At 64.7% G+C, this 26,209-nt stretch carries 23 protein-coding genes; 19 read left to right on the plus strand and 4 right to left on the minus strand.

Annotated features, from left to right (window positions below; translation table 11 throughout):
- Positions 1-52: 52 nt before the first annotated feature.
- Both ACSQ27_RS04910 and ACSQ27_RS04915 read right to left on the minus strand, forming a co-directional pair.
- Complete coding sequence (locus tag ACSQ27_RS04910; RefSeq protein WP_436154345.1) at positions 53-1,495, minus strand: FecR family protein; 1,443 nt, start codon at positions 1,493-1,495, stop codon at positions 53-55.
- Between the two features lie 28 nt (positions 1,496-1,523).
- The gene (locus ACSQ27_RS04915) at positions 1,524-2,858 is read right to left on the minus strand and encodes a surface lipoprotein assembly modifier (protein WP_436154346.1); all 1,335 of its coding nucleotides are present in this window, start codon (positions 2,856-2,858) and stop codon (positions 1,524-1,526) included.
- A gap of 256 nt (positions 2,859-3,114) precedes the next feature.
- On the opposite strand from ACSQ27_RS04915, the gene ACSQ27_RS04920 reads away from it, so the two are divergent.
- From ACSQ27_RS04920 to ACSQ27_RS04985, 14 genes are all read left to right on the plus strand, one after another.
- Positions 3,115-3,498, plus strand: coding sequence for an ArsR/SmtB family transcription factor (locus tag ACSQ27_RS04920; protein ID WP_436154347.1), 384 nt, complete (start codon positions 3,115-3,117; stop codon positions 3,496-3,498).
- A 20-nt stretch (positions 3,499-3,518) separates the two neighbouring features.
- On the plus strand, positions 3,519-4,862 hold the full coding sequence (soxC, locus tag ACSQ27_RS04925) for a sulfite dehydrogenase (protein ID WP_436155399.1): 1,344 nt from the start codon (positions 3,519-3,521) through the stop codon (positions 4,860-4,862).
- Positions 4,849-5,991, plus strand: a complete 1,143-nt coding sequence (locus ACSQ27_RS04930; RefSeq protein ID WP_436154348.1) for a c-type cytochrome — start codon at positions 4,849-4,851, stop codon at positions 5,989-5,991. Before soxC ends, ACSQ27_RS04930 begins: the two co-directional genes overlap by 14 nt.
- A gap of 128 nt (positions 5,992-6,119) precedes the next feature.
- The gene (soxY, locus tag ACSQ27_RS04935) at positions 6,120-6,587 is read left to right on the plus strand and encodes a thiosulfate oxidation carrier protein SoxY (RefSeq protein WP_436154349.1); all 468 of its coding nucleotides are present in this window, start codon (positions 6,120-6,122) and stop codon (positions 6,585-6,587) included.
- Positions 6,588-6,637: 50 nt separating this feature from the next.
- Positions 6,638-6,949 carry a thiosulfate oxidation carrier complex protein SoxZ gene (soxZ, locus tag ACSQ27_RS04940; RefSeq protein ID WP_436154350.1) on the plus strand — a complete coding sequence of 104 codons (312 nt, stop codon included), beginning with the start codon at positions 6,638-6,640 and terminating at the stop codon, positions 6,947-6,949.
- 61 nt (positions 6,950-7,010) lie between these two features.
- Positions 7,011-7,817 (plus strand): sulfur oxidation c-type cytochrome SoxA, encoded by an 807-nt coding sequence (gene soxA, locus ACSQ27_RS04945; RefSeq protein ID WP_436154351.1) that lies wholly within the window; start codon positions 7,011-7,013, stop codon positions 7,815-7,817.
- A gap of 31 nt (positions 7,818-7,848) precedes the next feature.
- Positions 7,849-8,508: a sulfur oxidation c-type cytochrome SoxX gene (gene soxX / locus ACSQ27_RS04950; protein ID WP_436154352.1), complete on the plus strand. Its 660-nt coding sequence runs from the start codon at positions 7,849-7,851 to the stop codon at positions 8,506-8,508.
- A gap of 210 nt (positions 8,509-8,718) precedes the next feature.
- Positions 8,719-10,437: a thiosulfohydrolase SoxB gene (gene soxB, locus ACSQ27_RS04955; RefSeq protein WP_436154353.1), complete on the plus strand. Its 1,719-nt coding sequence runs from the start codon at positions 8,719-8,721 to the stop codon at positions 10,435-10,437.
- A 258-nt stretch (positions 10,438-10,695) separates the two neighbouring features.
- Positions 10,696-13,584 carry a 2-oxoglutarate dehydrogenase E1 component gene (locus ACSQ27_RS04960; RefSeq protein ID WP_436154354.1) on the plus strand — a complete coding sequence of 963 codons (2,889 nt, stop codon included), beginning with the start codon at positions 10,696-10,698 and terminating at the stop codon, positions 13,582-13,584.
- 59 nt (positions 13,585-13,643) lie between these two features.
- The gene (gene odhB / locus ACSQ27_RS04965; RefSeq protein WP_436154355.1) at positions 13,644-14,915 is read left to right on the plus strand and encodes a 2-oxoglutarate dehydrogenase complex dihydrolipoyllysine-residue succinyltransferase; all 1,272 of its coding nucleotides are present in this window, start codon (positions 13,644-13,646) and stop codon (positions 14,913-14,915) included.
- 11 nt (positions 14,916-14,926) lie between these two features.
- Positions 14,927-15,400 (plus strand): hypothetical protein, encoded by a 474-nt coding sequence (locus ACSQ27_RS04970; protein ID WP_436154356.1) that lies wholly within the window; start codon positions 14,927-14,929, stop codon positions 15,398-15,400.
- A gap of 5 nt (positions 15,401-15,405) precedes the next feature.
- Positions 15,406-16,833: a dihydrolipoyl dehydrogenase gene (gene lpdA, locus ACSQ27_RS04975; RefSeq protein WP_436154357.1), complete on the plus strand. Its 1,428-nt coding sequence runs from the start codon at positions 15,406-15,408 to the stop codon at positions 16,831-16,833.
- A gap of 25 nt (positions 16,834-16,858) precedes the next feature.
- The gene (zapE, locus tag ACSQ27_RS04980) at positions 16,859-17,962 is read left to right on the plus strand and encodes a cell division protein ZapE (RefSeq protein ID WP_436154358.1); all 1,104 of its coding nucleotides are present in this window, start codon (positions 16,859-16,861) and stop codon (positions 17,960-17,962) included.
- Positions 17,959-18,621: a hypothetical protein gene (locus ACSQ27_RS04985; RefSeq protein ID WP_436154359.1), complete on the plus strand. Its 663-nt coding sequence runs from the start codon at positions 17,959-17,961 to the stop codon at positions 18,619-18,621. Before zapE ends, ACSQ27_RS04985 begins: the two co-directional genes overlap by 4 nt.
- Here ACSQ27_RS04985 and ACSQ27_RS04990 read toward each other — a convergent pair.
- Entirely contained in the window at positions 18,610-19,395 is a 786-nt protein-coding gene (locus tag ACSQ27_RS04990; RefSeq protein ID WP_436154360.1) for a PP2C family protein-serine/threonine phosphatase, read from the minus strand. The two genes, ACSQ27_RS04985 and ACSQ27_RS04990, sit on opposite strands and share 12 nt — an antisense overlap.
- 84 nt (positions 19,396-19,479) lie before the next feature.
- Here ACSQ27_RS04990 and ACSQ27_RS04995 point away from each other — a divergent pair, with 84 nt between their 5' ends.
- Together ACSQ27_RS04995 and ACSQ27_RS05000 are read left to right on the plus strand one after the other, a co-directional pair.
- Positions 19,480-19,683, plus strand: coding sequence for a DUF465 domain-containing protein (locus tag ACSQ27_RS04995; protein ID WP_436154361.1), 204 nt, complete (start codon positions 19,480-19,482; stop codon positions 19,681-19,683).
- On the plus strand, positions 19,683-21,689 hold the full coding sequence (locus ACSQ27_RS05000; RefSeq protein ID WP_436154362.1) for an ATP-dependent DNA helicase: 2,007 nt from the start codon (positions 19,683-19,685) through the stop codon (positions 21,687-21,689). The genes ACSQ27_RS04995 and ACSQ27_RS05000 overlap by 1 nt, the downstream gene beginning before the upstream one ends.
- Here ACSQ27_RS05000 and ACSQ27_RS05005 read toward each other — a convergent pair.
- A complete protein-coding gene (locus ACSQ27_RS05005) occupies positions 21,652-22,476 on the minus strand; it encodes an outer membrane protein assembly factor BamD (protein WP_436154363.1) in 825 nt (274 codons plus the stop codon). The two genes, ACSQ27_RS05000 and ACSQ27_RS05005, sit on opposite strands and share 38 nt — an antisense overlap.
- A gap of 17 nt (positions 22,477-22,493) precedes the next feature.
- Between ACSQ27_RS05005 and ACSQ27_RS05010 the strand changes: the two genes are divergently transcribed.
- The 3 genes from ACSQ27_RS05010 (at position 22,494) to ACSQ27_RS05020 (ending at position 26,112) form a co-directional block, all read left to right on the plus strand.
- Positions 22,494-23,528, plus strand: a complete 1,035-nt coding sequence (locus tag ACSQ27_RS05010; RefSeq protein WP_436154364.1) for an RluA family pseudouridine synthase — start codon at positions 22,494-22,496, stop codon at positions 23,526-23,528.
- A 121-nt stretch (positions 23,529-23,649) separates the two neighbouring features.
- Entirely contained in the window at positions 23,650-24,471 is an 822-nt protein-coding gene (scpB, locus tag ACSQ27_RS05015; protein ID WP_436154365.1) for an SMC-Scp complex subunit ScpB, read from the plus strand.
- A 3-nt stretch (positions 24,472-24,474) separates the two neighbouring features.
- A complete protein-coding gene (locus ACSQ27_RS05020; protein ID WP_436154366.1) occupies positions 24,475-26,112 on the plus strand; it encodes a pseudouridine synthase in 1,638 nt (545 codons plus the stop codon).
- Positions 26,113-26,209 lie beyond the last annotated feature (97 nt).

A 26,209-nucleotide genomic window follows, 5' to 3' on the forward strand; every position in this document is an offset into this window, starting at 1 on the left:
ATTTTTTTAAGGGGTTCGCACGGGGCTGGCGTAGGGCGCTAAGGGGGCCCGCTCAGAGCGGAGGCCTCAGGACCAGGGTGGTCTGCTGGAAAACGGCCGCGCCGGAAACCTGGCCCGCGCTGGCGCCGGCGCCGGTGACTGACGGTGCGCTGTAGACCAGCGCGGCTCGACTGGCGTTGTTGCCGGTAAAAAAACCGGTGACATTCGCGCCCGAGCTGCTGGTGATTTTGGAGTTGTTGAGGTCCAGGTTGCTGCTGACGCCGTAGTCGTTGCCGCCGAAACGCGTGGTGAGGTTGAGGTTGCCATAGCCCTGGCCCGCACCGTAGGCGCCGAAGTTGGCGACCAGCGAACCGCCGACAAGCTGGCCCGCGCCGAACTGGCTGGAAAAGGCCGTGCCGCCGGCAAGCTGGTAAGTGCCCTGCATGTTGTCGGCCGGCATCTCGGCCAGGGGCGTCGGCCGGCCCATCACGAAGTGAACCGATTCAATCGAGGTGGGCGTGCCCGCCACGATTTTTTGCCCCGTCACCCAGCTGCCCCAGCCGACGAAGTCGGCATCGGCGGGTACGCCCAACGCGCCTTTTTCCATCGTCGTGAGGCCGGGCGTGCTGCGGAACTGGGTGCGGACGTTGCGGCTGTCGACGCTGTCGAAGTCGATCGGTTTGCCGCTGAGGAAGCTGGTCAGCACGGCCGTGCCGGCCTCGGGGTAGTAACTTTCGACCACCGAGCTGGACGCCGAGGGATCGGTGAACGCAACCGCCGCGGCCAGGTCGGTGAACACCTGCTTGACGGGCGCCGGCGTCGCGGCAGGCGGAGGAACGATGGCGGGCTTGCCGTCGGAGGTGGTCTGGTTGCCCACCACGACGACTTCCTGGGCAGGCGCCGGCGTCGGCACGTTGGCCCGCACATTGGTGCGCACGGGCGCCTCGGCGTTGTTGATCACACGCACCGACTCGCCGGCCGTCAGGCCCACGCAGCCGCCGGCATTGCAGACCTCGATGGCGTCCAGCTCGGTGGTGATGCCCAGCGAGCCGTCGGGGTTGTAACCCACGCTGAAGCCGGAACCGCGTATGCCGATGGTGGCCGTGGTGGTAGTGACCTTGTAGTTGTCGCGGTTGCGCTTGCCGATCAGGCCGGTGATGGCCCGCATGCTGCCGCGCAGCAGGTCAACCAGGAAGCGGTCCTGCTTGGGGTCGGCCTCGTCGACGTAGTTGGCGATCTTGAATTCGGTGTTGGGCTGCAGGGATACCAGTCCGCCGTCGGAAAAGCGGACCTGGGCCCGCCCGGCGTTGCCCGTCAGGATGGATTCGCCGCTTTCAAGCGGTTTGCCCTTGGCCAGGGCCTCGGTCCTGCCGTTCGCGCGCTGCACGTTGACGTCGCCGGCGATGAACTGGGCCACGCCGGCCGAGCCTGCGGCCATGGCCTGGGCGGGAAACGCCGCAGCGACCACCACCGAGAGGGCGGCTCGTTGGAGCGGAGATTTCCGTGTTGTTTTCATGGGGGCATTGTTAGCCGGCAAGCCGGCATCAGAAGTCGCGGCGCACGGTGACCGAGAACAGGCTGCGGTTGTAGTCGGAAATCACGACGTTGGATTTCACCGAGGTCAATGCCAGCTGGGGCGTGACACGCCACAGTTTGGCGGGCACCCAGTTGAGCCCGAGGTTCAGGTTCCACTGTTGGTCATGGCGGGTGACGAGGAAGAGCGGGTCGGCGCCGCCGTATTTACGGTCCTCGTAGGCCAGGCTGCCGAACAGCGCCAGCGTGTCCGAGAGCGTTTTCTGGATGCCGGTGCGAACGCCGACAAGGTCATGGCCCAGTTGCGGGACGCCCGAGGCGCGCTCTTTTTCCGTGCCGATATAAGCGCCGCCGAAGACGACGATGTTGCTGTCGCGGAAGGCATGGGCATAGGAGGTGCCGATCACCGTGCGCGTCGCGTCGCGCAGCGACTGGCCGGGGTAGCTCAGGTCGCCCCACTGGATGTAGCTGCTCCACTGGCGAAAGCCGTCGATGCGGTAGGTCCATTCGCCGACCAGGCCTTGCTGGTCGCGGGCGCGCGAGCCGGCGACGGTGTAGGTCCCGGCCTGGACCACGCCCGAGAACTCGTGTTTGTCGTAGCGGTAGCTGGCGCCGAAATTGAGGTCCACCTGGCCGGTGTTGAAGTCGTTGTACTTGGCGTTCACGCGTGCGTTGCCGTAGACGTTGCCGATCAGCGACCAGCGCGGGTCCACCACGTAGCGGGCCGACAGGCCGCCCCCCAGGCTGGCAAAGGCGTCCTTGGTTTCCACGCCGGCGCTGTTGAGCGTGAAGATCAGGCCGCCGAACGCGGGCACGGCCACGTTGGGGTTGCCGGGGCCGCTGTTGATGTTGGTGTCGTAGCCGATGCTGGCCTCGATGAAGGGCTTGACCGACGAGCGGGCGGCTTCTTCCGTCCGGTCAATGGCCTGCAGGAACTGGTCGATGGTGGCGGCGGCCTCGGCCGGGATGTTGTCCTGCTTGGTCTCCAGCAGCACCTGCCGGGAGGCCTTGGTGTCGCCGACCGAGAAGAGCGCGCGGCCGAGTTCGGCGCGTGCCCGCGAATTGCCGGGTTGCACGGCCAGCACGCGCTCCAGCGCGAACACCGCGCGGGTGTACTGGCCGGTCTCGTTGGCGGCGATGCCCAAGACCGTGTCGAAGTCCGGGTCGCCGGCGCGCGCGGCCTCTTGCGGCTCCAGCAGGTCGAAGGCTTTCTGGGCCTGGCTCTGGTCCAGCAGGGTGCGTGCGTTGGTGACCAGTGCGTCGACTTCCGCATGCGCCAGGCCGCTGAGAAGGCCTGCCAGCAGGAGGACGGCGCCGCCCGAGAAAAGTTTGTGTTTTGAATACATAAGTATTATTTTATAAAGATCCCAGGTAACCACCCGTAAGTAACAAAAGTTTTATATCACGGAGGCATGACTTTCAGGGCTTTATTACACCTGCTACAGAGGGGTGGAGTGCATTGCGGCAACACCTTTTGGCGGCTTTGGCAGCGGCTGGGTGATATTCACCGTTTTCAGGAGGCCGCCAAGGGTATTTACGGAGAAATCCTCCCCAATTTGGAGGAATAATATTAGTCATTACTTATATTAAGAAGAAGTCACTATGGACGAGATGATCCAAGCCAGTGCCCAGGTTGAACGGGGCCGGGTGTTTGAACTGGCGGCCGAACTGTTCAGCGTACTGGCAACGCCCATGCGCCTGCGCGTCCTGAGCGCGCTGTGCGAGCGTGAAAAATCCGTCAACGAGCTGCTGGCCGAGATCGACACCACGCAGCCCAACCTTTCGCAGCACCTGGCCGTGCTGTACCGCACCGGCGTGCTGGCCAAACGCAAGGAAGGCACCCAGGTGATCTACCGCGTGCAAAGCGAAAAAGCCGTGGCGCTGTGCCGCAGCGTCTGCACCCAGATCGCCATCGAACTGGACGAGCCGGGCGCGCTGCCCCCGGCGCAAAGCCTGTCGCCGCGCTCCGGCACGCAGGACGCCTGAACCGAAAGACGCCACCCATGATGTTGAACCGATTCCTTCAGCGTGCCCCTGAAAATTTCCTATCTCGCGAGCAGATACAGGACGTGCGGGCGGGGCGCCGCGGCTTTCTGGCCGGCGCTTTCGCGGCCGCGGCCGGCACCCTGGCCGCGGGCCAGGCCGCTGCGCAAGGCGCCGCCCCGGCAGCCGAAGGCGAGCCCGAAATCCTGAACCTTCCGCCGCACAGCAAGGGCCTGGGCCAGCCGGTGGCGGCGCGGGCTTACGGCATGCCGAGTGAATTCGAGAAAAACCTGCAGCGCCGCGAAAGCCCGGGCCTGACGCGCGTCAGCCAGGCCAGCGTGAGTTTTTGCCCCCTGCAGGGCCTGTTCGGCATCATCACGCCCAGCGGCCTGCACTTTGAGCGCCACCACCAGGGCTGGTGGGACATAGACCCGTCCAAGCACCGGCTGATGCTCAACGGCTCCGACGAGGCCATGCTCAAGCGCCCCATGGTTTTCAACATGGACGAGCTGATGCGCCTGCCCAGCGTGAGCCGCATGCACTTCATCGAATGCGGCGCCAACACCGGCATGGAGTGGGGCAATGCCGCGGTGCCGACGGTGCAGTACACCCACGGCATGCTCAGCTGCAGCGAATTCACCGGCGTGCCGCTGCGCACCTTGCTGGAGCTTTGCGGCGCCGACCTCAAGCGCGCCAAATTCATCCTGGCCGAAGGCGCCGACGGCTCGGGCATGACGCGCACCATTCCCATGAGCCTGGTGATGAGCGGCGAGGTGCTGGTCGCCTACGGGCAGAACGGCGAAATGCTGCGGCCCGAAAACGGCTATCCGCTGCGTCTCATCGTGCCCGGCGTGCAGGGCGTGAGCTGGATCAAATACCTGCGCCGCATCGAGGTGGGCGACATGCCCTACGGCGCCAAGGACGAAACCATCCACTACGTGGACCTGCAGCCCAGCGGCCTGCACCGGCAGTACACCAGCATCCAGGAAGTCAAAAGCGTGGTGACCTCGCCCAGCGGCGGCCAGGTGCTGCTGCAAAAAGGTTTTCACAACCTCACGGGCCTGGCCTGGAGCGGCCGCGGCAAGATACGCCGGGTCGACGTCTCGGTGGATGGCGGGCGTAACTGGACGCAGGCGCGGCTGGAGGGGCCGGTGCTGGCCAAATGCCTTACGCGCTTCAACGCCGACTTCGTCTGGGACGGCAAGCCGGCGATTTTCCAGAGCCGTGCGGTGGACGAAACCGGGCAGGTCCAGCCGACCTACAGCGAACTGCGCAAGGTGCGCGCCTCGCGCAGCATTTACCACAACAACGCCATCCAGTCGTGGTTGCTGGAAGAAAACGGCGAGGTGAAAAATGTCCAGGTTTAAACACGTTCCCTGCGCGTTGCTGCTGGTCCTTGCCGGCTTGGGCGCAGGCGTCGCCCAGGCGCAGCCGGCCGCGCGCCAGGCGGCGCTGGCCGGCGTCGGCAGAACCGCCACGCCTGCGGAGGTCAAAGCCTGGGACATCGACGTGCGGCCCGATTTCAAGGGCCTGCCCAAGGGGCAGGGCACGGTGCGCCAGGGCGAAGTGCTGTGGGAGGCGCAGTGCGCCTCCTGCCACGGCAGTTTTGCCGAGTCGTCCGAGGTGTTCACGCCGATCGCCGGCGGCACCACGGCGCAAGACATCAAGAACGGCCGGGTCGACGGCCTGATGCCGGGCGCCAACCAGCCCAACCGCACCACGCTGATGAAGGTGTCCACGCTGTCGACGCTGTGGGACTACATCAACCGCGCCATGCCCTGGACCGCACCCAAGACGCTGACGCCAGACGAGGTCTATGCCGCGACGGCCTATATCCTGTTCCTGGGCAATGTGCTGCCGGAAGACTTCACGCTGTCGGACGCCAACATCCGCGAGGTGCAGGCCCGCCTGCCCAACCGCAACGGCATGACCACGGCGCACGCGATGTGGCCCGGCAAGGAACTGGGCGGCACGGCCAAACCTGACGTGCAGGGATCCAGCTGCATGGCGAACTGCAAGACCGAGGTGGTGGTCAAAAGCTTTTTGCCGGACTATGCGCGCAACGCCCATGGCAACCTGGCCGAGCAGTCCCGCCTGGTGGGCCAAAGCCGCGGCGTGGACACGACACGGCCGGCCTTGGCCGCCGAGGCAAAATCCGCCACCGTCATGGCCCAGGCGGAACGCGCACCTGCCGCAGCGACCCCTGTGGCCGCCGTGGTGAAGACGGCCGCTACCGGCTCGGCCTCCGTGATGCCGCTGCTGCAGAAAAATGCCTGCGTGGCCTGCCACGGCATGGACAACAAACTGGTGGGTCCTTCGTTCAAGGATATAGCCAACAAATATAAGGACCGTGCCGACGCGGTGAATTACCTCTCGGGCAAAATCAAGGCCGGCGGGCAGGGTGCCTGGGGTGCGATCCCGATGCCGCCGCAGGCTTTGAGCGCGGCGGAGTCGGCCCAGATTTCCCAATGGCTGGCGCAGGGCGCGGCGAAGTAGGGCGTGCGGACCGGCAGTGTTTTTTTTGAGGGATGCTGGGAGAAATACCCTCCCGGAGTTTTGTGTTTTTGTGTCCAATCGGGCTAAGTTTTTAAAGACATTCAAGTTATATACAGAGGAGTTCAACCATGGAACGTCGTGATTTTTTGGCTAGCAGTTCCGGCGCCACGGCGCTGGCGCTGGCAGCCGCTTCGGGCTTGAGCCCGGCCTATGCGCAAAACGCCCCAGGCTGGAACAAGGCCGCTTTTGAGAGCAAGTCCCTGGCCGACGCGGCCAAGGCCATGGGTGCCACCAGCGCACCGGTCGAAAGCAAGGACCTGCTGCTGCAGGCGCCTGAAATCGCTGAAAACGGCAACGTGGTGCGCGTCGGCGCGCAGAGCAACATCGCCAACACGACGCAGATTGCCCTCATCGTCGAAAAGAACCCGAGCGCGCTGGCCGCCGTGTTCGACATCCCGGCCGGCACCGACGCCAATGTCTCGACCAACATCAAGATGGGCCAGTCCTCCAACGTCTATGCGCTGGCCAAGGCCGGGGACAAGTACTTCTATGCGGTGAAGGAAGTGAAGGTAACGCTCGGAGGCTGCGGCGGCTGATTCCGCCCAGCACCTCCGTTCCAACCCCAACTTCAAATCAGGAGAAAAAAATGTCAGATCCCATGCGAATCCGGGCGCAGGCCCAAGGCGATAAAACCACGGTGCGTGTGCTCGTGAGCCATGAAATGGAAAGCGGCCAGCGCAAGGATGCCGCCGGCAAGACCGTGCCGGCCTGGTTCATCCAGAACATCAGCGCCACCTGGAACGGCAAGACCGTCATGAGCGCCCAGTGGGGCACGGCCGTGTCCAAAAACCCTTTTGTGCAATTCAGCTTCAAGGGCGGCAAGGCCGGCGACAAGATCGCGGTCAGCTGGATCGACAACCACGGCGACAAGCGGACCGACGAGGCCGTCATCTCCTGAGTTCCCCGGTTTTCGCGCCGCGGCCCCGGCCGCCCACAACGATATTTGAGGAGAGACCACGATGAAAAAAAGCCTGTTCGGACTGGCGGCACTGGCCGCAATAGCCGCCTTGCCTTTGCCGGCCGCGGCGCAGAAAAGCACGGCCGAAGGCATTGCCGAATACCGCGCGATGCTGGCCGACGGCAACCCCGCCGAGCTCTACGAAGCCAAGGGCGAGGCCCTGTGGAAACAGGCGCGCGGCCCGAAAAACGCCTCGCTGGAAAAATGCGACCTGGGCAAGGGCCCGGGCGTGGTCAAGGGCGCTTTTGTCGAGCTGCCGCGTTTCTTCGCCGACACCCAGCGTGTGCAGGACCTGGAGTCGCGCCTGCTGACCTGCATGGAACAGTTGCAGGGCTTCAGCGCCGCCGACATCGCCAAGACGCCTTTCGGCGCGGGCGAGCAGAAATCGATTGAGTCGCTGGTGGCCTACATCTCGGCCGAGTCGCGCGACATGGCGTTTAACGTGCCCCAGACGCATGCCAAGGAAAAGCTGATGTACGAGGTGGGCAAGAAGGTGTTTTACCTTCGCGGCGGCCCTTACGATTTTTCCTGCGCGTCCTGCCACGGCGAGGACAACAAGCGCGTGCGCCTGCAGGACCTGCCCAACCTGACCAAGCAGCCCGGCGCCGGCAACGGCTTCGGCGCCTGGCCGGCCTACCGCGTCTCCAGCGGCGACCTGTGGAGCATGCAGCGCCGCCTGAACGACTGCTACCGGCAGCAGCGCTTCCCGTTTCCGGGTTATGCCTCCGACGCCACCATAGCCCTGGGCGTGTACATGGGCGTCAACAGCAAGGGCGGCGTGTCGATCGCGCCCGCCCTGAAACGTTAATCCCTTCAGTCCGGTATCGGGAAAAATCCACATGAACAAGTCATACACACAAGCAGCGCTGTCCGCGGCAGGCCTGGCGTTCGCCGCCTTTTTCCTGGCCAGCTGCGCCACCGCGCCCACGGCCCAGCAGGTTGATGAAGCCACGCAGCAGGTGCTCAAGAGTTCCTTCCGCGACCAGGGCATCGCCAAGATGGACCGGTTGGCGCTGGACGCGTCCAACCAGGCCTGCTCGGAAGCGGCCGGCAAACCGCTGGACGAAAAACTCGCCAAGTCCATTGAAGAGGCCAACCTGAAGACCGTGAAGCTGCCCTCGGATGGCAAGTACCTCGGCAACTGGAGCGAAGGCGAAAAAATCGCGCAGAACGGCCGCGGCCTGACCTGGAGCGACAAACCCGGCGAGGCCAACGGCGGCAGCTGCTACAACTGCCACCAGATCAGCAAGGCCGAGCTGTCCTTCGGCTCCATAGGTCCCAGCCTCTACAACTACGGCAAGCTGCGCGGCGTGAGCAACCCCGCGTCGCCCGAGAGCAAGCCCATCGTCGACTACACCTGGGGCAAGCTGTGGAACGCCAAGGCCTACAACGCTTGCTCCGGCATGCCTAGGTTCGGCCATGCGTCCATCCTGAACGAGCAGCAGATCCGCGACGTGATGGCGCTGCTGCTCGACCCGAACTCGCCCGTCAACAAATAATTCCATTCCTGCTTCAAAGCGATAGGTCGTTGCGCCGCCTTGCCGTGCTGTAGCACTGTCTGCGGCGACGCGCCTGCTCTCGCATTGAATTAGAAATGGAATCACTGGTCATCGTTCCAGCTGCCGGCCCCTCAAGCGGGCGCGCGCCGGTTCCCGATTTGACCGCAACCTGAAAGCATGCCTGGTGCGCCGGGCAGGATGTCCAACGCCATGAATCTCTCCCGCCGCGAGTTTGCAAGTGTCATGGCGGCCGCCCTGGCCGCCGGTTTTCCCCTGCAGCGCGAGGCCGGTGCGGCCCAGGCCGCCGGCCTGTACGAGTTGCCGCGCAGCGGCAATGTGCACCTGCTGCACATGACCGACTGCCATGCCCAGCTGTTGCCGATCTACTTCCGGGAGCCTTCCGTCAACCTGGGCGTGGGCGCCATGCGGGGGCAGGCGCCGCACCTGGTGGGCGAACACCTGCTCAAGGCGGCCAGCCTGAAATCGGGCACGCCCGAAGCCCATGCGCTGACCTTCCTCAACTTTGAGCGGGCGGCCCGCCAGTACGGCAAGGTGGGCGGCTTTGCCCATCTCGCCACGCTGGTGAAGCAGCTCAAAGGCGGGCGCCCCGGCGCACTGTTGCTCGACGGCGGCGACACCTGGCAGGGCAGCGCCACGGCGCTCTGGACCCAAGGCCAGGACATGGTCGACGCAGCCAAGCTGCTGGGCGTGGACGTGATGACCGGCCACTGGGACTTCACCTACGGCGAGGAGCGCATCAAGAAGATCGTCGAGCAGGACTTCGCCGGCAAGATCGACTTCATCGCCCAGAACGTCAAGACCAGCGACTTCGGCGACCCGGTGTTCAAGCCTTATGTGATCAAGGAAATGAACGGCGTGCCGGTGGCCATCGTCGGCCAGGCCTTTCCCTACACGCCTATTGCCAACCCAGCCTGGCTCACGCCCAATTGGACTTTCGGCATCCGCGAAAGCGAAATGCAGGAAACCGTGAACGAGGCGCGCGCCAAGGGTGCGCAGGCCGTGGTGCTGCTGAGCCACAACGGTATGGACGTGGACCTCAAGATGGCCTCGCGCGTCACCGGCATCGATGCGATCCTGGGCGGCCACACCCATGACGGCGTGCCGGTGCCCGTCATCGTCAAAAACCCGGGCGGCCAGACCATCGTGACCAATGCCGGCAGCAACGGCAAGTTCCTGGGCGTGCTGGACCTCGATGTCAAGGACGGCAAGGTGGCCGGCTTCAATTACCGGCTGCTGCCGGTTTTCGCCAATCTGCTGCCGGCCGACGCGGCGATGAACGAGCTGATCGCGAAGGTGAGGGCGCCTTACACCGTAAAACTCGACGAAAAACTGGCGGTGACCGAAGGCACGCTGTACCGCCGCGGCAATTTCAACGGCAGCTTCGACCAGCTCATCCTCGATGCGCTCATGAAGGTGCGCGGCGCCGACATCGCGTTCTCGCCGGGGTTCCGCTGGGGCACCTCGCTGCTGCCCGGCCAGGCCATCACACGCGAGCACGTGATGGACCAGACCGCCATCAGCTATCCCTGGACCACGCTGACCGACATGCGCGGCGACATGATCAAGACCATCCTGGAAGACGTGGGCGACAACCTCTTCAACCCCGACCCGTATTACCAGCAGGGCGGCGACATGGTGCGCGTGGGCGGCCTGACCTACACCTGCGAGCCCGGCGCCAAGATGGGCGAACGCATCCAGGACATGCGCCTGGGCGGCAAGCTCATCGAAGCCGGCAAGACTTACAAGGTGGCCGGCTGGGCCCCGGTGGCCGAGGCCAGCAAAAATGCCGGCCCACCGGTCTGGGAGGTGGTGGAAAGCTACCTCAAGACGCAGAAAGTCATCAAGCCCGTCAAACCCAACACGCCGAAGCTGATCGGTGTGGCCGGCAACCCGGGCCTTGCCGCCTGAACTTTCGCCCCAATCTGTCAAACAGCTGTCAAGGCCGGGCATGTGAAGGTATGTGAGCCATGTAAAAGACATGACCTATTCGAAATGGGCATGGCATGGTCTTTCCGCTGTCACAGTTCGGTGGCACAATCTGGGTTGTTTCTGAAGGCCCTTCCTGCCACAGTCGCATCCGCTAATCGGTCCAGCCGTGTTGCGGAAGGTTAATCAACCAGCTTTAACCAGCTAATGTTTCCCCAAGGGAAACGGAGGTCAGCGGATATGAGTTCCAACCCGGCGGCATCGTCCGTCTATTCAGCCTATCAAGGCAATACCTATCTCTTCGGCGGCAATGCGCCCTATGTCGAAGAGATGTACGAAAACTACCTCGCCAACCCCGGCAGCGTGCCCGACAACTGGCGCGAGTATTTCGACGCACTCCAGCACGTTCCCGCCGTCGACGGCAGCAATGCCAAGGACGTTCCGCACCTGCCGGTCGTCAACGCCTTCGCCGAACGCGCCAAACAGGGCCAGACCAAGGTCGTCGTGGCCAGCGGTGCCGATTCGGAAATGGGCCGCAAACGCACCGCCGTCCAGCAACTGATCGCCGCCTACCGCAACGTCGGCGCACGCTGGGCCGACCTGGACCCGCTCAAGCGCGCCGAGCGCGACAAGATTCCCGAACTGGAGCCCTCGTTCTACGGCTTCAGCGACGCCGACCAGGAAACCGTGTTCAACACCAGCAACACCTTCTTCGGCAAAGACACCATGAGCCTGCGCGAGCTCATGAACGCGCTGCGCGAGACCTATTGCGGCACCATCGGCGCCGAATACATGTACGCCACCGACCAGAACCACAAGCGCTGGTGGCAGCAAAAGCTCGAATCGATTCGCAGCAAGCCCAATTTCACCAAGGAAAAGAAGCTCCACATCCTGGACCGCCTGACGGCCGCCGAAGGCCTGGAGCGCTTCCTCCACACCAAGTACGTCGGCCAGAAGCGCTTCTCGCTCGAGGGCGGCGAAAGTTTCATCGCCAGCATGGATGAGCTCATCCAGTCGGGCGGCATCAAGGGCGTGCAGGAAATCGTGATCGGCATGGCCCACCGCGGCCGCCTCAACGTGCTGGTCAATTCCCTGGGCAAGGTCCCGGCCGACCTGTTCGCCGAGTTCGACCACACCGCCCCGGAAGACCTGCCCAGCGGCGACGTCAAATACCACCAGGGTTTCAGCTCCGACGTGACCACCCCCGGCGGCCCGGTCCACCTGACGCTGGCTTTCAACCCCTCGCACCTGGAAATCGTCAACCCCGTGGTTGAAGGCTCGGTGCGCGCCCGCATGGACCGCCGCGCCGACCCCAAGGGCCTGCAGGTGCTGCCGGTGCTGGTGCACGGCGACGCCGCCTTCGCAGGCCAGGGCGTGGTCATGGAAACCCTGGCGCTGGCCGAAACCCGTGGTTACTTCACGGGCGGAACGGTCCACATCGTGATCAACAACCAGATCGGTTTCACCACCAGCGACCCGCGCGACAGCCGCTCGACGCTGTACTGCTCCGACGTTGTCAAGATGATTGAAGCGCCGGTGCTGCACGTCAATGGCGACGACCCCGAAGCCGTCGTGCTGGCCACGCAGCTGGCACTCGAGTTCCGAATGGAATTCCAGAAGGACGTCGTGGTCGACATCATCTGCTTCCGCAAGCTGGGCCACAACGAGCAGGACACGCCCGCGCTGACCCAGCCGCTGATGTACAAAAAGATCGCGCAGCACCCCGGCACGCGCAGGCTGTATGCCGACAAGCTCACGGCCCAGGGCATGGGCGACACGCTGGGCGACGACCTCGTCAAGGCCACGCGCGCGGCGCTGGACGCCGGCAAGAGCACCTTCGACCCGGTGCTGACCAACTTCAAGAGCAAGTACGCGGTCGACTGGACGCCATACCTCGGCAAGAAGTGGACCGACGCGGGCGACACCGCCATCCCCATGGCCGAGTGGAAGCGCCTGGCCGACAAGATCACCGCCATCCCCGGCACCGTGGCACCGCACCAGCTGGTCAAGAAGGTGTACGACGACCGCGCCGCCATGGGTCGCGGCGACATTCCCGTGGACTGGGGCATGGGCGAGCACATGGCCTTCGCCTCGCTGGTGGCCAGCGGCTACCCTGTCCGCCTGTCGGGCGAGGACTGCGGCCGCGGCACCTTCACGCACCGCCACGCCGTGATCCACGACCAGAACCGTGAAAAGTTCGACACCGGCACCTATGTGCCCCTGCAGAACGTGGCCGACAACCAGGCCCCGTTCGTCGTCATCGACTCCATCCTGTCCGAAGAGGCGGTGCTGGCGTTCGAATACGGCTACGCTTCCAACGACCCCAACACGCTGGTGATCTGGGAAGCCCAGTTCGGCGACTTCGCCAACGGCGCCCAGGTCGTGATCGACCAGTTCATCGCATCCGGTGAAGTCAAGTGGGGCCGCGTCAACGGCATCACGCTGATGCTGCCGCACGGCTACGAAGGCCAGGGCCCCGAGCACAGCTCGGCTCGCCTGGAGCGCTTCATGCAGCTGTCGGCCGACACCAACATGCAGGTGGTGCAACCCACCACGGCCAGCCAGATCTTCCACGTGCTGCGCCGCCAGATGGTGCGCAACCTGCGCAAGCCGCTGGTCATCATGACGCCCAAGTCGCTGCTGCGCGCCAAGGATGCGGCATCTCCCTTGAGCGAGTTCACCAAGGGCAGCTTCCAGACGGTGATTCCCGAGAACAAGGAAGAGATCAACAAAAAGGCCGACAAGGTCAAACGCATCATCGCCTGCTCGGGCAAGGTCTACTACGACCTGGCCAAGAAGCGCGAGGAAAAGGGCGCGGACGACACCGTCATCCTGCGCGTTGAGCAGCTCTATCCCTTCCCGCACAAAGCCTTTTCCACCGAGCTGAAACGCTATCCGAACGCCACCGACATCGTGTGGTGCCAGGACGAGCCGCAAAACCAGGGCGCCTGGTTCTTCGTGCAGCACTACATCCACGAAAACATGCTCGACGGCCAGAAGCTGGGCTACTCGGGCCGTGCCGCCTCGGCATCGCCGGCAGCGGGTTATTCGCACCTGCACCAGGAACAGCAAAAGGCGCTGGTGGAAGGCGCCTTCGGCAAGCTCAAGGGCTTTGTGCTGTCCAAGTAAGGCCGGCCTTCCCGCAACACAGAACACTAGAACGCTAGAACGTACACGAAAGAAACAACATGGCTATCGTAGAAGTCAAAGTCCCCCAGCTGTCCGAGTCCGTGGCCGAGGCCACCATGCTGCAGTGGAAGAAAAAAGTCGGTGAAGCAATCGCCGTGGATGAAATCCTGATCGAGATCGAAACCGACAAGGTCGTGCTCGAAGTGCCCGCGCCTTCGGCCGGCGTGCTGACTGAACTGGTGGTCGCCGACGGCGGGACCGTGGTGTCCGACCAGGTGATCGCCCGTATCGACACCGAGGGCAAGGCGGGCGCCGCTGCGCCTGCGGCCGCAGCTGCAGTCGCACCGGCTGCCGCGGCAGCCTCGGCGCCGGCCCCGGCCGCCGCTCCCGCTGCAGCGGGTGGCTCCATGGCCGGCGTTCCCATGCCCGCCGCCGCCAAGCTGATGGCCGACAACAACCTGGCCGCCGGCTCCGTGCCCGGCACCGGCAAGGACGGCCGCGTCACCAAGGGCGACGTCCTGGGCGCGACCGCCGGCGGCGCCAAGCCGGCCGCTGCCGCCATTCCCACGGGTGCGCCCACCACGGCCCTGCCGCAGGTCGCGGCTTCGGCCAAACCCGCCGACCTGGGCGAGCGCCCCGAGCAGCGCGTGCCCATGAGCCGCCTGCGCGCGCGTATCGCCGAGCGCCTGCTGCAATCGCAGGCCACCAACGCCATCCTGACCACCTTCAACGAAGTCAACATGGCCCCGGTCATGGAAATGCGCAAGCGCTTCCAGGAAAAGTTCGAAAAAGAACACGGCGTGAAGATCGGCTTCATGAGCTTCTTCGTCAAGGCGGCCGTGCATGCGCTGAAGAAGTACCCGGTGCTGAACGCTTCGGTCGACGGCAACGACATCGTCTACCACGGCTACTTCGACATCGGCATCGCCGTTGGCTCGCCGCGCGGCCTGGTGGTGCCCATCCTGCGCAATGCCGACCAGATGAGCTTTGCCGACATCGAAAAGAAGATTGCCGAGTACGGCGCCAAGGCGCGCGACGGCAAGCTGGGCATTGAAGAAATGAGCGGCGGCACCTTCTCGATCTCCAATGGCGGTGTGTTCGGCTCCATGCTGTCCACCCCCATCATCAACCCGCCGCAGTCCGCGATCCTGGGCGTGCACGCCACCAAGGACCGCGCCGTCGTCGAAAACGGCCAGATCGTGGTGCGCCCGATGAACTACCTCGCCATGAGCTACGACCACCGCATCGTGGACGGTCGCGAAGCCGTGCTGGGCCTGGTGGCCATGAAGGAAGCGCTGGAAGACCCCGCACGCCTGCTGTTCGACATCTAAGGCTGCCGTCGATGCGTCGCCTCGTCGCCTGCCTGGCCTGCACCTTGGGTGTGGGCCTGGCTGCGGCCGCGGCACCGGCCGGCGACAGCTGGAGCGGCCATTACGGGCTGCAGTGGCTCAGCGTTGCGCAGGCAGGATCCCGGGTGGTGCTGGCAAAAGCGCCGGATGCCGACCCCGGGAAGCTGGTGGAAGAACTCCAGTCGGACCTGCTTCGCTGGACCATCGCCGATGTGCGGACACCCACCGAGACCGTGAAACTGCGCCGCTTTCTCGCGGCGGAGTACGAGGGCTTTGGCTGGGCCGCGCTGCATGCCGCCGGCAGGATTGAATGCCTCGATGCCAGGCACCTCTTTGTCTGCAGGACCACGCCCGGCACGACCGTGAAAATTGGCCGCGATGGTCCCCAGCAGGAAAGCCTGCTGGCGAGCACCGGTGTATTTGGAATCGTCCTCCATGCGGGGGCGTTTGAACTCAAGAAGGAATAGAAAACATGTCTAAACAATTCGACGTCATCGTCATCGGCGGCGGCCCCGGCGGCTACATTGCCGCCATTCGCGCAGCGCAGTTGGGTTTTAACGTCGCCTGTATCGACGAATGGAAAAACGCCAAGGGCGGCCCCGCGCTGGGCGGCACCTGCACCAACGTCGGCTGCATTCCCTCCAAGGCCCTGCTGCAGTCGTCCGAACATTTCGACCACGCCAGCCACCACTTCGCCGACCACGGCATCGAAGTCAAGGGCCTGGGCCTGGATGTCGCGAAGATGCTGGCCCGCAAGGACACCGTCGTCAAGCAGAACAACGACGGCATCGTCTACCTGTTCAAGAAAAACAAGGTCACCTTCTTCCATGGTCGCGGCTCCTTTGCCGCCGCCAAGGACGGCCTCTATGACGTCAAGGTCGCAGGCGCGGCCGAAGAGACCATCTCCGGTAAGCACATCATCGTGGCCACGGGCTCCAATGCCCGCGCATTGCCCGGCGCGCCGTTTGACGAGGAAACCATCCTGTCCAACGACGGCGCGCTGCGCATAGGCGCCGTGCCCAAGAAGCTGGGCCTGATCGGCTCCGGCGTGATCGGCCTGGAAATGGGCTCGGTCTGGCGCCGCCTGGGCGCCGACGTGACGGTGCTCGAAGGCTTGCCGACCTTCCTGGGCGCGGTGGACCAGCAGATCGCCAAGGAAGCCCACAAGGCTTTCACCAAGCAGGGGCTCAAGATTGAACTCGGCGCCAAGGTCGGCGAGATCAAGTCCGGCAAGAAGGGCGTGTCGGTCGCCTATGTCGATGCCAAGGGACAGGCGCAGTCGCTGGAAGTCGACAAGCTGATTGTCTCCATCGGCCGCGTGGCCAACACCATAGGCCTGGCGCCGGAAGCCGTGGGCCTCAAGCTCGACGAGCGCGGCGCGGTGGTGGTCGATGACGCGTGCAAAACCAACCTGCCCAACGTCTGGGCCATCGGCGACGTGGTGCGCGGCCCCATGCTGGCGCACAAGGCCGAGGAAGAGGGCGTTGCGGTCGCCGAGCGCATCGCCGGCCAGCACGGCCACGTCAACTTCAACACCATTCCCTGGGTGATCTACACCAACCCCGAGATCGCATGGGTGGGCCAGACGGAAGAGCAGCTCAAGGCCGCCGGCCGCGCCTACAAGGCCGGCACCTTCCCCTTCATGGCCAACGGCCGTGCGCGGGCGCTGGGCGACACCACCGGCATGGTCAAGATGCTGGCCGACGCCGCCACGGACGAAATCCTGGGCGTGCACATCGTCGGGCCCATGGCCAGCGAATTGATCGCCGAATGTGTGGTGGCCATGGAGTTCCGCGCCAGCAGCGAGGACATCGCGCGCATCTGCCACGCTCACCCGTCGCTGAGCGAGGCGACCAAGGAAGCCGCGCTGGCGGTGGACAAGCGCACGCTGAATTTCTGAGCCGGGCAAAGCAGGTACTGAATCGGTGACTCAACCGGTACGCGCAGCGTACGACGCTGAACTGGCGGCGCGGGGTTATCAAAGCGACCCCGCGCAGCTGCGCGCCGTCGAGGCGCTGGAGCGCTGCGCCGCTGAATGGGGCGAGTTCAAGGAGCAGCGCTCCAACGCGTTCAAGAAGCTGATCAACCGGCCCGACATTCCGCGCGGCGTGTACATGTACGGCGGCGTGGGGCGCGGCAAAAGCTTTTTGATGGATTGTTTTTTCGGCGCCGTTCCGCTGCGCCGGAAGGTCCGGCTGCATTTTCACGAGTTCATGCGCGAGGTGCACCGTGAACTGCAGGACCTGCAGGGCACGGCGAACCCGCTGGATGAACTGGGCCGACGCATGGCCAAGCGCTATCGCCTGATCTGCTTTGATGAGTTTCACGTGGCCGACATTACCGACGCCATGATTCTTCATCGCCTGCTCTCGGCCCTGTTCGAGAACGGCGTCGGTTTTGTCACCACCTCCAACTTTCACCCCGACGAGCTCTATCCCAACGGCATGCACCGTGACCGCGTGCTGCCGGCCATCGAACTGCTCAAGGCCAACCTGGAAGTCCTCAGCGTCGACAACGGCACCGACTACCGCAGGCGCACCCTGGAGCAGGCCAGGCTCTATCACACGCCGCTGGGCCCCCAGGCCGATGCCGAAATGACGGAAACTTTCAACGCGCTGGCGGAGTCCCAGGATGAAAACCCGGTCTTGCAGATCGAGTCCCGGCAGATCCAGGCCAGGCGCAAGGCGGGCGGGGTGGTGTGGTTCGACTTCAAGACGCTGTGCGGCGGCCCGCGCTCGCAAAACGACTATTTAGAGATCGCGACCCAGTTCCATACCGTGCTGTTAAGTGACGTGCCTTACATGCCGTTACGGATGGCCTCTGAGGCGAGGCGCTTTACCTGGCTGGTGGATGTGTTGTATGACAGGCGGGTCAAGCTCATCATGTCGGCAGAAGTCGCCCCGGAGGCGTTGTACACCGAGGGGCCGCTGGTGCACGAGTTTCCCCGCACCGTCTCCCGGCTCAACGAAATGCAGTCGAAGGAATTCCTGGCGCTAGATCGCCGCAACGTGGATACGAGCCTCACATGAAAAAATTCGCCGTCGCATGCTTTATCGCCACATTGGGCGTGCTTGCGAGCGCGCAACCCGCGGCGCCGCAGCCGGCCGCCCCCGCCGACGTGCCGCGCAGCATCGATGCCGACCGCGCCAGAATCAACGAGGACCGCGCGCGGTTCGAAGCGGGTTTCCTGGCCGAGGATGCCGAGTGCTATAAAAAATTCGCCGTCAACAGCTGCCTCGGCAAGGTCAACGAGCGGCGGCGCGAGGTGATGGGCGACCTGCGCAGGCAGGAAATCCTGCTCAACGATGAAGAGCGCCGCATCCGGGGTGCTGAACAAGTCCGCAAGACCGAAGAAAAATCGTCACCCGAGAAGCAGCAGGAAGCCGCGGACCAGCGGGCCAAAGCCGCGGCGGATTACCAGTCGCGCCTGGAGCGGGAAAAGAAGAAGAACGAGGACCGCGCTGCCGCCAAAGCCGGCGAGCAGGGCAACAGCGATGCCAGCGCCGCCCGGTTAAAGGGAAGCCAGGATAAATCCCAGGGCAAGGCTGACAAGCAAGCCACGGCGGCTGCCGAAGCCAAGAAATTGAGTGACCGCCAGAAGGAAGCGCAGGAGCGCAAGGCCCAGCACGAAAGCGAGCGCCTGAAGCAGACCAAGCCGCCGGCCAAGTCCCTGCCTTTACCCAACTAGGCGGGCAGGGGGCTCAGCGGCCAGTGGCTCGAGCTTGACGATCACCAGCGAGAGGTTGTCGCCGCCGCCCCGTGCGCGGGAGCGTGCTTTCTGGATCAGGAACTCAGTGGCCTCGCGCGGAGACAGCATGGACAGGGCGGAGCCCATTTCGCTGGCGCTGAAGTAGTGCCACACGCCGTCGCTGCAGGCCAGCAGCACGTCTTCCGGGCGCAGCTGGGGGATAAAGTGGTGCGTGATGGGCGGCGCTTCTTCGGTGCCCAGGCAGCCCATCAGGATGTTGGACTGGGGGTGGACATTGGCTTCGTCCTCGGTGATCTCGCCCTTGTCGACCAGCGTCTGCACGTAGGAATGGTCGACCGTCCGGTGCACCAGTTTGCTGCCCTGGTAGTGGTAGATGCGGGAATCGCCGGTATGCACCCAGTGGCAGTCGCCGCCCGGGTTGATCAGGAAAGCCGCCAGCGTGCTGTGCGGTTCCTGTTCGGCCGAGATCGCGGTGAGCTTGATCACGATGTGCGCCTCTTCGACGATCTGCTTGAGCATCGCGGGAGCGTCATCGGTCTCGGGGGCATAGCGGTCAAAGAGTTGCTTGGCGGTCAGCATGACCTGGTCGGAGGCCTTGCGCCCGCCGCTGCGTCCTCCCATGCCGTCGGCCACGATGCCCAGCATGCAGCCGGGAATCCGCGAGTGGCTGAACAGGTTGACCTGATCTTGCTGGTAGTCCCGATCTCCTTTGTGGATACCGGTGGAGGCGGTGATTCGATAACCTTTGGACATTGTGTGGTCGTTCGGGCGCGAGGCTCGATTTGTGGTCGCAATCGACGTATTATCAAGCGAAGCAGCGCGTACGGATAAAAAACCTTGGACTTAAATTTACATTCCCCGGAACGGCAGCTGATCGAACTGAAAATGGAGCACGCGGACCTCAATGCCCTGGTGGACATTGCAGCGCACACCATGCCCATCGACGAACTGCTGCTCAGGCGCCTCAAAAAGCGGCGCCTGCACCTGCGTGACCAGATCGCTCAACTCGAGCTGTCGCTGGATCCCCCCGAGCCCGCCTGATGACGCTTGCGCTTGAAGTCGAAGAGGCTTTTGCCCCCGGCGGCGTGCTGTCGCGGGCGGCCGAGCATTTCACGCCGCGGAGCGGGCAGACCGAGATGGCCCTGGCCGTGGCACGCGCCATCGAAGGCGCATATCCCCTGGTGGTCGAGGCCAGCACCGGCGTCGGTAAGACTTTTTCCTACCTGGTTCCGGCCCTGTTAAGCGGCGAACGTGTGCTGCTGTCGACCGCGACCAAGGCTTTGCAGGACCAGCTCTTCGGCCGCGACCTGCCGCGCCTGGTCGAAGCACTGGGGCTTCCCGTGAGCACGGCATTGCTCAAGGGACGGGCCAGCTACCTCTGCCTGCACCGCATGGAGATGGCCCGCCAGGAAGCCTATTTGCCTGATGGCGTTTCGGTGCGCGCCCTGGCCAGGATCGAGGAGTGGTCCAAGGTGACGCGCACCGGCGACCTGGCCGAACTGCCGGGCCTGGACGAACGCTCTCCCATGATCCCGCTGGTGACTTCCACGCGCGAAAACTGCCTGGGCGCCCCATGCCCGCGCTTTCGCGCCTGCCATGTGAACCTGGCCCGCAGGGAGGCCATGGCGGCCGACGTGGTGGTGATCAACCACCACCTGTTTTTTGCCGACCTGGCGGTGCGAGAGTCCGGTGTGGCCGAGCTGCTGCCGTCGGTGCGCATCGCGATCTTCGATGAAGCGCACCAGCTCAACGAAACCGGTGTGCAGTTCCTGGGCACCAACCTGACCACCGGCCAGTTGCTGGATTTCGCGAGGGACATGCTGGCCACCGGCCTGCAGCTGGCCCGCGGCCTGGTCGACTGGCAACAGGTGGTGTCCGCCGTCGAGCATGCCGCGCGCGAACTGCGCCTGTGCGCCGGCAAGCAATACCCCGGAACCAAGCTCAGGTGGGTGGATGAATGCCCCGAAGGCCTGGACGCGGACGAGTGGAACGGCGCGCTGCAAGCCGTTCATGCTTCCTGCGAGCAGGTCTGTGCCGCCCTCGATACCGTCAGCGAGATCGCCCCCGATTTTGTCCGTTTGCATGAACGTGCCGCCGAGCTGGCTGAACGCGCCCGGCGCTTCGTCCATGCCTGCGAACCGGGCTGCGTGCGCTGGGCCGACGTGGGCACCCAGCTGCGGCTGGTGGAATCGCCGCTGGATATTTCCAAGGCCGTCAAGAGCAAGGTGCTGGGCGGCGGGACCGGCGCCGACAAGACCTGGGTCTTCACCTCGGCCACGCTGGGCGACGACGACAAGCTCAGCTGGTTCACCCAGCCCTGCGGGCTGGAGGACGCCGAGGTCTTGCGGGTGGGCAGCCCTTTTGACTATGAACGCCAGGCGGCGCTCTATGTGCCGCCGGCCTTTCCCAAACCGGGCGACCCCGCCCACACGGTGAAGGTGGCCGAATCCGCCGCCAGGTGGTCGCGTCGCCTGGGCGGCCGCACCATGGTGCTGACCACCACGCTACGGGCCTTGCGCACCATCGGCGATGCGCTCAGGGAAGCTTTTCAGGAATCTTCCGACATGGAGGTACTGGTGCAGGGCGCCATGCCCAAGCGCGTGCTGATCGAGCGCTTCCGCGAGGGCAACGCCAACGGCGGCAAAGGTTGCGTGCTGGTGGCGTCGGCCTCGTTCTGGGAGGGCATTGACGTGCCCGGCGATGCGCTGCAACTGGTCATCATCGACAAGCTGCCGTTCCCGCCGCCGAACGACCCGCTGGCCGAAGCCCGCTCCAAACTGCTGGAGTCACAGGGACGCAGCGCGTTCAACGATTATTTTCTGCCCGAGGCGGCCGTCGCGCTCAAGCAGGGCGCCGGCCGGCTGATACGCCGTGAGAGCGACGAAGGCGTGCTGGTGGTCTGTGACAGCCGCCTGGCCTCCATGGGTTACGGCAAGCGCCTGCTGAGGGCGCTGCCGCCCATGCGCCGCCTGGCGTCAGAGCAGGAACTGGCGGACAGGCTGGACGCCCTTACCAGAACTTGTACCAGGGATTGTCTACAGACTTGAAGCCCTTGGTGATGAAGTGGCTCTGGGGGTAGTTTTTCTCCATGATGCGGCGGGTGTCGTCGCGCAGTTCGGCCATGCCCAGGGCATCGTAGGACTTGTACAGGATGTAGATGGCTTCTTCGAGCGCGGGCACGTCGCGGTAGTCGGAGATCGCGCTCTGCGCGCGGTTGATGGCGGCCACATAGGCGCCGCGGGAGTAGTAGTAGCGTGCCACGTGCACTTCGGACTGCGCCAGCGAGTTCACGATGTAGCTCATGCGCAGGCGGGCGTCCGGGGTGTACTTCGACTCGGGGAAACGGGTCACCAGTTCCCGGAATGATTCAAACGATTCCTTGGCGGCCTTCTGGTCGCGTTCGGACAGGTCCTGGCGTGAAATGAAACCAAAAATGCCCAGGTTGTCGTTGAAGTTCACCAGGCCTTTGAGGTAGAGCGCATAGTCGAGGGCGGGGCTGGCCGGGTGCAGTTTCATGAACCGGTCCAGCGTCGCGATGGCCTGGGGTTGTTCACCGCCTTTGTACTGGGCGTAGGCTTTTTCGAGCTGGGCCTGCTGGGCCAGCGGCGTGCCCGCCGCGCGGCCTTCGAGTTTTTCGTACAGGGGAATGGCCTTCTCGTAGGCCCCCGAATTCGCTTCGTCCTTGGCTTCGGCGTAGATCTTGTTGGGGCTCCAGGTGGCCGTCTTGTCGGGGGCGGGTGTGCTGGAGCAACCGGCGATTACGAAGGACAGTGCGCAAACGGCTGCAAAAAGCGGCATTGCATTGGGAACAACCGATAATTTGGTGGAAAACATTGCAATCGACCTTCTTGATGACTGATTCAGAACAAAGCAAATTAATTATATCGGCCGCTGCTGCGCCCGAAAACGTCCCGGATGAAGCCCAGGAGGAGGGGGATACCACAGCCGAGATGGAATTGCGGCAGGTGATGGTTCCCGCGGAGAGTCACGGCAGCCGGCTTGACCGCGCTTTGGCTGCCATTGTGCCCGAGTTCTCGCGCACTTATCTCCAGCAACTCATTGAAGCCGGCGTGGTCAAACTGGGCGGTGTTCCGGCGACCAAGGCCTCGGCCAAAGTCAAGGCCGGGGATGAGCTCCTGATCGAACTGCGCCCCACGCCGCAAAGCCAGGCCTTCAAGCCCGAGGCCATGGCGCTGGACATCGTGTTTGAAGACGCCTACCTGATGGTGATCAACAAGCCCGCCGGGCTGGTGGTGCACCCGGCGCCCGGCAACTGGAGCGGAACCCTGCTCAACGGCCTGCTGGCGCACGACCCGCAGGCAGTGTTCCTGCCGCGCGCCGGCATCGTCCACCGCCTCGACAAGGACACCAGCGGCCTGATGGTGGTCGCCCGCCAGCGCACCGTGATGGACCAACTGGTCGGCCTGATCGCCGCCCGCGACGTGAGCCGGGAGTATGTGGCCCTGGCCCACGGCGCCTGGCAGGGCGCAAAGACCCGCCAGGTCGACGCCCCCATAGGCCGCGACCCGCGCAACCGGCTGCGCATGGCGGTGGTGGACCTGGAGAAAAACGCCGGCAAGACCGCCTCCACGGTGGTCTCGCTGCTGCAAACCGCCGGCAAGCACTGCCTGGTCAAGTGCAAGCTGCACACCGGGCGCACCCACCAGATCCGCGTGCACATGGCGTTTCTCGGCCATCCGCTGGTGTCCGACGAGGTTTATGGCGGAGCTCCCGCGGCGGGGCTGGGCCGGCAGGGCCTTCATGCCTGCCGCCTGGCCTTCGAGCACCCGGTGACCGGCGCGGCCATGGAGTTCAAGTCCGGGCTTCCCGGCGACCTCCAGGCGGCCGTGGCCGGTTTGGGGCTGATATACAATCAAATTCAGTAGTTTCCAGCTACCTGCACCATGGCTCCTGACGGGAGATTGCGCATGGATGCATGCGCGAACTAGCGCCGAACCCACGTTTTCCCGGCCTTTTTTTCCGCCCTTTTTCGGAACGACCACAATCATGAATACGACGGATGCAAAGCGCGTCCTCGAAACAGCACTTATTTGCGCGCAGCAACCGCTGCCATTGCGTGAAATGGGTGTCCTGTTCAACGGGGTACTGACAGCCGACAGCCTCAAGCTGGTGCTTGAAGAGTTGCAGAACGACTGGTCGGGCCGCGGCGTCGAACTCGTGCACGTTGCGACCGGCTGGCGTTTTCAAAGCCGGCCCCAGATGCGCGAATACCTGGACCGGCTGCATCCTGAAAAACCGCCGCGCTACAGCCGCGCGACGCTGGAAACGCTGGCCATCATCGCCTACCGCCAGCCCGTGACGCGCGGCGACATGGAAGACATCCGCGGCGTGACGATCAACAGCATGATCCTCAAGCAGCTCGAAGACCGCGGCTGGGTGGAGGTCATAGGCCACCGGGAGACCGTGGGGCGGCCCGCGCTGTACGCGACCACCCGGCAATTCCTCGACGACCTGGGCGTCGAGTCGCTGGACCAACTGCCCGTCATGGACAGCAACACCTCCACGCCGGTCGCGATGCTCGAGCAGATCGAATTCGGCATGGCCGGGCTGGCGGACGGCCCGCCGCAGCTGCAAGGGCTGGAACTTGCCGCGCAGGACGCCGCTCCCGCTGAAGAGTTCGTCGACGTGGGCGAACATCCTGAATCGGAGGATTCCCCCAATTCCCCCGAATCGGCCGGCACCGCTGAAGCGGCTGACACGCCCGAACCCGCTGAGGCACTCGCCGAGGCCCCGCTTTCGCCGTCCACCGAGGACGGCGACGCCGAACCTTCCGGGCAGGACGAAGGCGATTTCCCCGCACGAATGTAAAAAATGACCCAACAAGATCCCCCCGCCTCCGAACCCGTGGACGTGCCCGCTGGTGAAGACCAGACCAAGACGCTGTCCCAAGAGCCGCTTGTGCAGGATGCCCCGGAGGTGATCACACCGGCGCAAGCCGACGCCGTGCGGCCGCCGCGGCCCGCCAAGGGGCGCAACGCCGCTCCCGCCGTCGGGGCGATACGGTTTGAAGACGTGGTGACGGGGCAGTTTGACGCTGACGAAGAGGATGTTGCCCTCGCGCCGCCCAAGCGCGTGCTGTCGCCGCAGCCCGAGACCCCCAAACTGCACAAGGTGCTGGCCCAGGCCGGCCTGGGCTCGCGCCTGGAGATGGAGCAGCTGATCCTGGAAGGGCGGATTTCCGTCAATGCCGAGCCGGCCCACATCGGGCAGCGCATCCAGTTCGGCGACACGGTCAAGGTCAACGGCAAGCCGATCCGGGTGCGCATAGATCCGCCGCCGCCGCGCGTGATCGCCTATCACAAGCCCACGGGCGAAGTCGTCACGCACGACGACCCGCAGAACCGCCCGACGGTTTTCCGGCGCCTGCCCAAGCTGTTCCAGGGTAAATGGCAGTCGGTGGGCCGCCTGGACCTGAACACCGAAGGTCTGCTGCTGCTGACCAGTTCCGGCGAACTGGCCAACAAGCTGATGCACCCGCGCTTCGGCCTGGAGCGCGAATACGCGGTCCGCGTGCTGGGCGCCCTGAACAATGAAGAGAAAAAACGCCTGCTCGAAGGCGTGACCCTGGATGACGGCGTTGCCCAGTTCAGCTCCATCGAAGCCGGCGGCGGCGAGGGGGCTAATTGCTGGTACCGCGTCACCATCTCCGAGGGGCGCAACCGCGAAGTGCGGCGCATGTTCGAGGCCGTCGGCCACGCCGTCAGCCGCCTGATCCGCATCCGCTACGGCGCCATGGTGCTGCCGCGCGGCCTCAAGCGCGGTGCGTTTGTCGAACTGGACGAGCGTGATATCTGGGCCTTGACCAGTGCGCTGACGCGTTCCGAATCCCGCGCCGACCCGCGCGCCGCCGCTGGAGGCCCGCAAGCGGGCGCGCCCGGCGGCGAGGGCGGCGAGGCGCGCCAGGGGCGTGGACCGCGCAGGAACGAGCGGCCGCGCGGTGGGCGTGACCGCTTTGCGGCACCGCCGGCCGACATGGACGCCTCCCATGCCGCGCCGCAAGACGGCGCCGAGCAGGAGCCCGATGATTCGCAGCCGCCGCTTCCGCGCAACGATTCCGCGCCGCGGGGCAACCGGCGCCGCGGCGGAAAAAGCCGGGGGCAGGGCGGCAACGCCGGCCCCGGTCCCCGCAGCGGGCCGCCACCGGGCAACGGCATGCAGGGGCAAAAACGGCGTGATGACCGCGGCGACCGTGGTGATCGCGGCGACAAGCTTCCCGGCGGCGCCCAACCCGATCCCATGAAAACCTCGTTTGGCTACATCGGCGCGGACACTTTCACGCGGCAACGCCAGGGCCAAGGCCAGGGGCAGCAGCGCCGCGGCGGCGGCTCGGGCATGGGCGGTGGTAACAATGCCGGCGGCCAGCGCCGTGGCGGCGGCGGTGGGGGCGGTGGCGGTGGAAACCGCGGAGGCGGCAATCGCGGCGGTGGAAACCGTGGCGGAAACCGCTGAGCATCCCACAGAAGCACTCCGGAGCACAGGGTTGATCTGAAGCGCAAAGCCCGCAGGTTAAAATCATGGGCTTTATTCAATTTTTGAATAATTTAAA

Origin of the sequence: Polaromonas sp. LjRoot131 (assembly GCF_964252805.1) — a bacterium.
Taxonomy (GTDB): domain Bacteria; phylum Pseudomonadota; class Gammaproteobacteria; order Burkholderiales; family Burkholderiaceae_C; genus Polaromonas.